The organism is Thiohalorhabdus sp. (genome assembly GCF_046545655.1).
Lineage (GTDB): Bacteria > Pseudomonadota > Gammaproteobacteria > Thiohalorhabdales > Thiohalorhabdaceae > Thiohalorhabdus.
In genome coordinates, this window is the sequence record NZ_JBKGZG010000026.1 from 21,250 (window position 1) to 30,633 (window position 9,384).

The following is a 9,384-nucleotide window of genomic DNA, read 5'->3' on the forward strand; positions in this document are numbered from 1 at the left end:
ACGGCGGGATTTTTCCTCGTCAAGTACCGTAAAAACTAGCAAACCTGGTCCCGCAAGGGAAGCTGCCACCGCAGGACATCATGCGTCACACCAAATTTCGTCCAGATTCTGTCGCCGGAGCCATCCGGACCCTGCTGCGCAAGCAGGGCTTGAACGAGGAAATTGAGCGGCTTGCCGCCGTGACCCGGATCTGGGACGGCGTCGCGGATGCGAGCTTGCGTAAGCATGCGTGGGTGGAAAGCTGGGACGGCACCGTCCTGACCATTGGCGTCGGCGACCCGGGGAGCGCCACCCGGCTGCGCTTCGAAGCGGACGAGCTCGCGGGGCGGCTGCGGGCCCATGGCCTGCCCGACCTTCAGGAGCTGCGACCGGTGGTCCGGCCCGTGGGGCAGCGGAACCCGCCGCCCCGCCACCGGCGGTACAGTCCGGAGGCGGCGGCCCGAGTCGCGGACAGCGCCGCCGAGGTGGCCGATCAGGAACTGCGGGCCGCGCTACTGCGCCTGGCGGACCACCTTCACACCCCGCCCGGGGAGGACAGCGGGGCGGACTAGAAGGTGCCGAACGACGGTTCCCGGCCCGGCCCACCAGGGCCCGCAGGGAGCCGAAGGCCCAGGGGACCTCAGGACCGGGCCTGAGATCAGGCCCAGGCTACAGGCCCGCCCACAAGCGGGCTCCGAACAGGTAGCCGAAGGTAATGAGGAGGAGGATCAACAACACCTGCAGGATACGGACGAAACCGCGCAGAAAGGCTCGTTGTCGGGTAATCACCCAGAGCAGAAGGGAGGCAAGGGCGGCGAGGCCGCCCAGGAACAGCGTCAGGCGCAGGACGAACAAGGCGCCCACTCTCGCGCTTCAGTGGGAGGGGAGCGGGTCCAGGTAGGGGCGGGGCTCCAGGGAGTACTCCTCGCGCTCGACCATTTCCCAGGCGGTGGAATCGGCCAGCAAGGCCCGTAGCAGACGGTTGTTGAGGGCGTGGCCGGACTTGTAGCCGCGGAAGCAGCCCAGGACCGGGTGCCCCATAAGGTACAGGTCCCCGATGGAGTCGAGCACCTTGTGGCGGACGAACTCGTCGTGGTAGCGCAGCCCTTCCTCGTTCAGAAGCCGGTGGTCGTCCACAACGAGGGCATTGTCCAGGTTGCCGCCGAGGGCCACCCCCTGCTCCTGCAGGCGCTCCACGTCCCGGGCAAAGCCGAAGGTGCGGGCCCGGCTGATCTCCCGGGTGAAGGCGGTCTCGGAAAAGTCCAGCTCCACCTCGTTGTTGTCCCGCATCAGGGGGTGATTGAAGTCGATGGTGAAGTGGATGCGGAGAGCGTTGCAGGGCTCGAAGCTCACCCTGCGGTCCTCCTCGGACACCTGGATGCGACGCTTGATGCGGATGAACCGCTTGGCTGCCTCCTGCTCCCGGACCCCGGCGCACTGGAGGAGGAAGACGAAGGGGGCAGCCGATCCGTCCATGATGGGGACTTCGGCGCCGTCGAGGTCCACGTAGGCGTTGTCGATCCCCAATCCGGCGAATGCCGCCATCAGGTGCTCTACCGTGGCCACCCGGATGCCGTTGACGCCGAGGGTGGTGCAGAGGGTGGTCTCCACCACGTTCTCCACCCAGGCGGGGATCTCCGGGCACTCGGGGAGATCGGCGCGACGGAAGACGATGCCGGTGTTTTCGGGAGCGGGGTGGAGGGTCACCGCCACCTTCTCGCCGGAATGGAGACCGATCCCGGTCCCTTGGATGGAGTTTCGCAGTGTCCGTTGCGCGACCATGGCCTTTGCACCTGTGGAGGGACCGGACCCACCCTCCCGGACGCCTGCGGGCGTCCGCCTGTGGACCGGAACGGGTTCCTTGTAAACGGTTATCCTACCGCAAATCCGTCCTTATAGAAACGTTCCTTCAATCGGCTTGTTTGCGCAGGAACGCCGGGATGTCCAGGTCGTCCTGGTCGAGCTGGCTGCCCTGTCCCTGCTCCCGCTGACGCCGCAGGTAGGTGGGGGTATCCAGCGATTCGGCGCTCTCCTTCTTGGGGCGCACCGCCGCCTGGGGCTCCGGCGCCATGGGGCGGGGGCGGGATTTCGCCTCGCCCAGGCCGGTGGCCACCACCGTCACCCGCAGCTCGTCGGAGAGCTCCGGATCGAGCACGGTGCCCATGACCACATTGGCGTCCTCGGAGGCGAACTCCCGCATGACGTTGCCCACCGACTCGAACTCACTGATGGCCATGTCCATGCCGGCGGTGACGTTTACCAGGACGCCACGGGCCCCGGAGAGGTCCATGTCCTCCAGCAAGGGGCTGGAGATGGCATGATTGGCCGCCTCCTCCGCCCGGTCGTCCCCGGAAGCCGCCGCAGAGCCCATAACCGCCATGCCCATCTCCGACATCACCGTGCGGACATCGGCGAAGTCCACGTTGATCAGGCCCGGGCGCGTGATCAGCTCGGAGATTCCCTGCACCGCGTTCAGCAGGACGTCGTCTGCCCGCTTGAAGGCGTCCAACAAGCTGGCCTTACGTCCCATCACGTGGAGCAGCTTCTCGTTGGGGATCGTGATCACCGAGTCCACATGCTTGGACAGGGCTTCGATGCCCGCCTCCGCCTGCTGCTGGCGCTTCTTGCCCTCGAACTCGAAGGGCTTGGTGACCACCGCCACCGTCAGGATGCCCTGCTCCTTGGCCTCCTGGGCGAACACCGCCGCGGCGCCGGTGCCCGTTCCGCCGCCCATGCCGGCGGTGATGAACACCATGTCCGAGCCCGCCTGGACCTCGCGGATGCGGTCGCGGTCTTCCTCGGCGGCTTGGCGGCCCACCTCGGGGGACGCACCCGCTCCCAGGCCCTTGGTGATGTTGGCCCCGAGCTGGATCTTGTTCTCCACGTTGATCCGCCGCAGGGCCTGGGCGTCCGTGTTCGCGACGATGAACTCCACCCCATCCAGGTTGGAGGCCACCATGTTGGAGATGGCGTTGCCGCCACCGCCGCCGACCCCGACGACCTTTATGGTGGCGCTGTCCTGACCCACCGTGTCTTCCAGTTCGAACATCGCTCCCCTCCTCCTGACGCTAGCCTTGGACCGCTTCCTTGACACCGCCGGCGGATGCACTACCGGCCGGCAGGCCCGCCCCGGATCCGATGCACCCGGTCATTCCCCGGCGCACCGCGACCCCGCCGCGGGGCGCGACGAGGAAGCGCGGCCACAGGGACAACAAACGCGCCTCGCTCTGCCGTTCCTCGGATCGAAACCGTCTGCTCTCATCCGCGTCCATCCCTCGCGGCTGGGACCGTTTCCCTGGCCCGGGGATTGACGGTCAGAAATTCTCCCGGAACCACGCCCGCATGCGCTTCACGATGGTTTTCCACCCGGAGCCGCTCCAGTCCCGGATGGAAGGATCGCGGCCGTGGTCCCGGCCGAACTCCACCAGGCCCACCCCGGTGGCGTACATGGGGTTGCGGACCACGTCATTGAGCCCTCCCACCCCTTCCGGAAAGCCCATCCGCACCGGGGCGTGGAAGATCTCCTCCGCCAGCTCCTGCATGCCCTCCATCTGGCTGGAGCCGCCGGTGAGGACGATGCCCGAGGCCACCACTTCCTCAAGGCCCGAGCGCCGCAGCTCCTCCTGCACCAGATTGAACAGCTCCTCCACCCGCGGCTGGATGATCTCCGTGAGGGTCTGGCGGGCCAGCTTGCGCGGCTCCCGCCCGCCCACGCTGGGTACGTCGATCTCCTCGTCGTCCTGGATCAGGTCCGTGAGAGCGCAGCCGTAGCTCTGCTTGATCTCCTCGGCGGCCCAGGTGGGGGTGCGCAGCGCGAAGGCAATGTCGCTGGTGATCTGATCACCGCCTACCGGCAGCACCGCCGTGTGGCGCAGGCTGCCCTGGGTGAACACGGCAATGTCCGAGGTGCCGCCGCCAATGTCCACCATGCAGACGCCGAGCTCCCGCTCGTCGTCGGAGAGGACCGCCTCACTGGAGGCCACCTGCTCCAGGACCACGTCGTTCACCTCCAGGTCGCAGCGCCGCACGCACTTGATGATGTTCTGCACCGCCGACACCGCCCCGGTGATCACGTGGATCTTGGCCTCCAGGCGCACGCCCGACATGCCGATGGGCTCCCGGACGCCTTCCTGGTTGTCGATGATGAACTCCTGGGGCAGCACATGGAGGATCTTCTGGTCGGTGGGCAGGGCAAAGGCCCGGCCGTTCTCCATGACCCGCTGGACGTCCGCCTCGTCCACCTCCTGGTTCTTGATGGCCACCACCCCCTGGGAGTTGTGCCCGCGGATGTGGCTGCCGGCGATGCCCGCCCACACCGATTCGATGGTGCAGCCGGCCATGAGCTCGGCCTCCTCAACCGCAGCCCGGATGGAGGCCACCGTGGACTCGATGTTGACCACCACCCCCTTGCGGAGCCCGCGGCTGGGGTGGCGCCCGATGCCGATGATCTCCAGGCCGCCATCGGCGGTGCGCGTGCCCACCACGGCACACACCTTGGAGGTGCCGATATCGAGGCCGACGATCAGGTTGTTGTCCGTGTTCCTGGTCATTTCCACCCTTTGTCACCCTTGGTTCGGGGGGTGTTCGGTTGCGGACCGGTCTTTTTGCCCCGCTTCGGCATCGGGGGCCACGGCCAGACCGTCCGGGTAGCGCAGGTCGATCCGGCGTACGGGCCGATCCAGAAGGCTCCACTCCCGCTCCACCCGAAGAAAGCGATCCAGCCGGCGCTCCCAATTCCGGCGGCCGAATCGGAGCAGGATCCGACCATCCACCTCCGCCGACCAGGCTCCGCGGGCATCCACCTGGAGGCGGCTCACCCGGTGACTCTCCAGGGGGTCCCGGAGGGTATCCAGACGGTCCAGCAGGGCACCCAACCGGTCGCGGGGGCCGGACAGGCGGGGCAGGTTCGACCCATCGGCAAGGTCCCGGGGCTTGAACACCGTCCCCTCCCGGCTCACCAGGAACCAGGGGCCGCCGTCGGACCACAAGGCCTGCGGGCGGTGCTCCGCCACCCGTACCCGCAGGGTATCGGGCCACTGGCGCCCGATACGGGCCGACCGTACCCAGGGGCGGGCCTCCAGCTCCTCTTTCATGCGGCTCAGGTCCACGGTGAAGAAGCCTCCTCGCAGCCGGTCGCCCAGCCAGCGGGCCAGGGCCTCCGGATCGGTGTGCCGCAGGTCTCCGCCGACCGCCACCTTGCGGACCGGGGTCTGGCGATCGAACCAGTCCCTGGTGTCGTCCAGCATCCCGGCCAGCCAGACGGCGCCGCCCAGGGCCCCCGCCCCGAGGAACCCGTACCGCAGGCGCGGTACCGGGAGCCTCCGCCGTCCGCCGTCACGGCGCCGCCGCGGCAAGGATGCGCTCCACGAGGTCGTCGAAGCCGATCCCCGCGTGGGCGGCGGCCTTGGGCACTAGGCTGTGCTCGGTCATGCCGGGCACGGTGTTCACCTCGATCACCTGCACCCCGCAATCGCCCACCAGCATGTCCACCCGCCCCCAGCCGTGGCAGCCCAGGGTGTCGAAGGCGTCCAGGGCCAACCGCTGGCAGTGCTCCTCCACCTCCGCGCCGAGGCCGGTGGGGTGCAGGTACTGGGTCCCCGCGCCGCTGTCGTACTTGGCCGCGTAGTCGTAGAAGCCGCGCTCGACCTCCAGCCGCAGAACCGGCAGGGGCGCGCCGTCGAGGACCCCCACCGTCACCTCGGCGCCGTCCACCCAGGCCTCGGCGAAGACGGTGTCGTCGTAGGCGGCCGCCTCCTCTCGCGCGGCCTCCAGCTCCTCGGGCCCCTCGGCGCGGGCCATGCCCAGGGAGCTCCCGCTGCAGGCGGGCTTGACCATCACCGGCCAGCCTAAGCGCGCCGGCACCGTCTCCAGGGGCTCCCGGCCCAGGTCCACCACCGGCGGGGTGGGCAGCTCCGCCGCCTGCCAGACCCGCTTGGAGCGCAGCTTGTCCATGGCCAGGGCGGAGCCCAGCACCCCCGAGCCGGTGTAGGGCACCCCCATGGTCTCCAGGCAGCCCTGCACCACCCCGTCCTCCCCGAAGGGACCGTGCAGGGCGATCCAGGCCCGCTCCGCCCCGACCTCCCGGAGCCGCTCCGGGAGGTCGCGCCCGGCGTCGAGGCGGGCCACCGGGTAGCCCTTGCGCTCCAGGGCCGCCGCCACCGCCTCGCCGCTGGCGAGGCTGATGGCCCGCTCGGCGCTGGGCCCGCCGTAGAGCACCGCCACCGTACCGCTCATGGATCGCGCCCCACGATGCGCACCTCCGGCTCCAGGGTGACCCCGGCGTGCCCCGCCACCCGTTCCTGCACCAGCCGGATCAGGCCCTCGATGTCCGCCGCCGAGGCCTGGCCCCGGTTGACGATGAAGTTGGCGTGGCGCTCGGAGACCTCCGCCCCGCCCAACCGGGTGCCCTTCAGGCCCGCCGCCTCGATCAGGCGTGCGGCGTGGTCGCCGGGGGGATTGCGGAACACCGAGCCCGCGTTGGCCAGGTTCACCGGCTGGGTGCGGCCGCGGTGGTCCAGCAGCTCGTCGGTCCGCTCCCGGATGGCCTCGGGATCGCCCGGCTCCAGCCGCAGGTGGGCGGCCACGAACCATTCCCCCTCGGGCAGGCGGGAGTGGCGGTAGCTGAAGTCGAACTCCGCCGGGTCCGCCGTGCGCACTGCCCCCTGGCGATCGATCACCTCCACCGCCGCCAGGATGTCGGCCAGCTCGGCGCCGTAGGCCCCGGCGTTCATGGCCAGGGCGCCGCCGATGGCCCCCGGGATGCCCGCCAGGAACTCCGCCCCCGCCAGCCCCTGCTCCGCGCAGAAGCGGGCCACCCGCGCGGAGCTCACCCCCGCCTCGGCGCGGACCCGGTCGTCCGCCAGGCGCTCCAGGGCCTTGGGGCCGCCGCGGGTGCAGATCACCGTCCCGGGCACGCCGCCGTCCCGCACCAGGAGGTTGGAGCCGTGCCCCACCCACAGCAGTGGCTCCACCGCCTCCCCGGAGGCCAGGAACGCCTGCAGCTCCTCCAGGGTGCGGGGGGAGAACAGCCGCTCCGCCGCGCCGCCCACCCGCCAGGTAGTGCGCGGCGCCATGGGCACCTCGCGCCGGAGCCGGGAGTGCTGGGCGGGGGCGCTCACGGACCCGCCTCCTCCCCGGGGCACAGGTCCCGGGCCAGGGCACCGATGTCCCCGGCGCCCAGGGTCAGCACCACGTCCCCGGGCCGGGCGGTCTCGGCGAGGGCCTCGGCCATCCCGGACAGCGCACCGACGAAGCGGGCCCGGGGATGGCCGTGGCGCTCCACCGCATCGTGGAGGTCCCGGCCCTCCGCTCCGGGAATGGGCTCCTCGCCGGCCGGATAGACCTCGGCGAGCAGGAGCTCGTCCGCCTCGCCGAAGGCCCCGCCGAACTCCTCCAGCAGGTCCCGGGTGCGGGTGTAGCGGTGGGGCTGGAAGGCCACCACCAGGCGCCGTTCCGGCCAGGCCTCGCGCACCGCCGCCAGGGTCAGCCGCACCTCCTCGGGATGGTGACCGTAGTCGTCCACGTACAGGATGCCGTCGCGCTCGCCGCGCACCTCGGTGCGCCGCCCCACACCCGAGAAACCCTCCAGCCCCCGGCGAATGGCCTCGGGTTCCACCCCCAGCCCGTCGGCCACGGCGATGGCAGCCAGGGCGTTGGCGATGTTGTGCCGCCCCGGCAGGTTGAGCGCCACCTCCACCAGCGGCGCCTCCTCGCCGTAGCGCCAGCACTCGAAGGTCATGCGGCCCCCGCGCGCGGCCACGTTGCGGGCCTGATAGTGGGCCTCCGGGTCGTAGCCGTAGGTGACCCAGGGCTTGGTGAGCCGCGGCAGCATCGCCCGCACCCGCGGGTGGTCCCGACACAGCACCGCCAGACCGTAGAAGGGCACCTGCTGCAGGAACTGCAGGAAGGCGTCCTCCAGGCGGGACGGGTCGCCGCCGTAGGTGTCCATGTGGTCCGGGTCCATGCCGGTGACCACCGCCACCTGGGGATGGAGGTAGAGGAAGGAGGCGTCGCTCTCGTCCGCCTCGGCCACCAGGTAGTCCCCCTCGCCGAGCATGCCGTTGCCGGTGATGCTGTTGAGGCGGCCGCCGATGACCATGGTGGGGTCCAGGCCGCCCTCGTGGAGCAGCGTGGCCACCAGGGAAGTGGTGGTGGTCTTGCCGTGGGTGCCCGCCACCGCCACCCCGCGCTTGAAGCGCATGAGCTCGGCCAGCATCTCCGCGCGCGGGATCACCGGGATGGCGGCGTCCAGGGCGGCCGCCACCTCGGGATTGGTGCGCTTCACCGCCGAGGAGGTGACCACCACGTCCACCCCCGCCACGTTCTCCGAGTCGTGGCCGATGTACACCCGGGCCCCCAGCTCCCGCAGGTGGGCCACTGTGGCCGACTCCTTGAGGTCGGAGCCGCTCACCGGGAAGCCCAGCGCCAGCAGCACCTCGGCGATGCCGCTCATCCCCGCGCCCCCGATCCCCACGAAATGGATCCGGTGGTGGCGCTCCGGCCCGGCCGGCCGGTCCGCCGCCTCAAAGGGCCTGTTATCCGGCATGTTTCCTTCCCTCCAGGCAGCTATCCGCCACCGCTTTGGCCGCCTCGGGACGGGCGAGTCCGCGGGCCGCCTCACCCATGGCCGCCAGCGCCTCCCGATCGGCGAGCCGGTTCCTCAACAGCTCGATGACCTCCCGGCCCTCCCATTCCTCCTGGGTCAGACAGACCGCCGCGCCACGATCCACCAGGGCCTCCGCGTTTCTGCGCTGGTGATCGTCCACCGCATGGGGGAAGGGCACCAGCACGGCGGGCACGCCGGCCGCCTCCAGCTCGGCCACCGTGGCCGCCCCGGCGCGGCAGAACGCCAGGTCGCACCATTCGTAGGCCGCGGCCATGTCCTCGATGAAGGGGGTGACCGTGGCCTCCAGTCCGGCCTCGGCGTAGCGCCGCTCCACGGCCTCCCCCTCGTCCCGTCCGGCCTGGTGCCAGACGGTGACCGGCCGCTCCTCCGCCAGGCCAGCCAGGCAAGGGGGCACCTCGCGGTTCAGGAAGCGCGCCCCCTGGCTGCCGCCGAACACCAACACCCGCAGAGGGCCGCTCCGTTCGGCGTAGCGCCTGGCCGGCGCCTCCAGGCACAGCAGCTCCGTGCGCACGGGCGTGCCCACCCATTGGGCCCGGGATCCCAGGCGCTCGGCCGCCTCCGGGAACCCGGCCAGGATGCGGGTCGCCTGGCGGCGCAGCAATCGGATGGCCATCCCGGGCACGGCGTTCTGCTCGTGCAGCACCAGGGGACGGCGCAGCAGCCAGGCCCCCAGCCCCGCCGGCGCGGCCACGTAGCCGCCCATGGCCAGCACCGCCGCCGGCCGCAGCCGCAGCAGGATGCGCACCGCCGCCGCCACGGCGCGGCCCAAGGCCCAGGGC

General features: G+C 70.9%; 10 protein-coding genes. 1 reads left to right on the top strand and 9 read right to left on the bottom strand.

From position 1 onward, the window contains the following. Positions 1 to 80 precede the first annotated feature (80 nt). On the top strand, positions 81 to 551 hold the full coding sequence (locus tag ACLFRB_RS07365) for a DciA family protein (protein ID WP_411068366.1): 471 nt from the start codon (positions 81 to 83) through the stop codon (positions 549 to 551). A gap of 97 nt (positions 552 to 648) precedes the next feature. Here the strand turns inward: ACLFRB_RS07365 and ACLFRB_RS07370 are convergent, their stop codons facing one another. The 9 genes from ACLFRB_RS07370 to murG all read right to left on the bottom strand — a co-directional run. After that, positions 649 to 843: a hypothetical protein gene (locus tag ACLFRB_RS07370; RefSeq protein ID WP_411068367.1), complete on the bottom strand. Its 195-nt coding sequence runs from the start codon at positions 841 to 843 to the stop codon at positions 649 to 651. Between the two features lie 9 nt (positions 844 to 852). Beyond that, entirely contained in the window at positions 853 to 1,761 is a 909-nt protein-coding gene (gene lpxC, locus ACLFRB_RS07375; RefSeq protein ID WP_411068368.1) for a UDP-3-O-acyl-N-acetylglucosamine deacetylase, read from the bottom strand. Positions 1,762 to 1,888: 127 nt separating this feature from the next. After that, complete coding sequence (ftsZ, locus tag ACLFRB_RS07380; protein ID WP_411068369.1) at positions 1,889 to 3,028, bottom strand: cell division protein FtsZ; 1,140 nt, start codon at positions 3,026 to 3,028, stop codon at positions 1,889 to 1,891. Positions 3,029 to 3,293: 265 nt separating this feature from the next. After that, complete coding sequence (gene ftsA, locus ACLFRB_RS07385; protein WP_411068370.1) at positions 3,294 to 4,529, bottom strand: cell division protein FtsA; 1,236 nt, start codon at positions 4,527 to 4,529, stop codon at positions 3,294 to 3,296. 12 nt (positions 4,530 to 4,541) lie between these two features. Continuing rightward, positions 4,542 to 5,333, bottom strand: coding sequence for a cell division protein FtsQ/DivIB (locus ACLFRB_RS07390; protein WP_411068371.1), 792 nt, complete (start codon positions 5,331 to 5,333; stop codon positions 4,542 to 4,544). Continuing rightward, positions 5,314 to 6,213, bottom strand: a complete 900-nt coding sequence (locus tag ACLFRB_RS07395; protein ID WP_411068372.1) for a D-alanine--D-alanine ligase — start codon at positions 6,211 to 6,213, stop codon at positions 5,314 to 5,316. The genes ACLFRB_RS07390 and ACLFRB_RS07395 overlap by 20 nt, the downstream gene beginning before the upstream one ends. Further along, positions 6,210 to 7,097 (bottom strand): UDP-N-acetylmuramate dehydrogenase, encoded by an 888-nt coding sequence (gene murB, locus ACLFRB_RS07400; protein WP_411068373.1) that lies wholly within the window; start codon positions 7,095 to 7,097, stop codon positions 6,210 to 6,212. Before murB ends, ACLFRB_RS07395 begins: the two co-directional genes overlap by 4 nt. Then, positions 7,094 to 8,524, bottom strand: a complete 1,431-nt coding sequence (murC, locus tag ACLFRB_RS07405) for a UDP-N-acetylmuramate--L-alanine ligase (RefSeq protein WP_411068374.1) — start codon at positions 8,522 to 8,524, stop codon at positions 7,094 to 7,096. Before murC ends, murB begins: the two co-directional genes overlap by 4 nt. Beyond that, the coding region (gene murG, locus ACLFRB_RS07410; protein ID WP_411068375.1) for an undecaprenyldiphospho-muramoylpentapeptide beta-N-acetylglucosaminyltransferase at positions 8,514 to 9,384 on the bottom strand (871 nt) is incomplete at its 5' end. The genes murC and murG, both read right to left, overlap by 11 nt.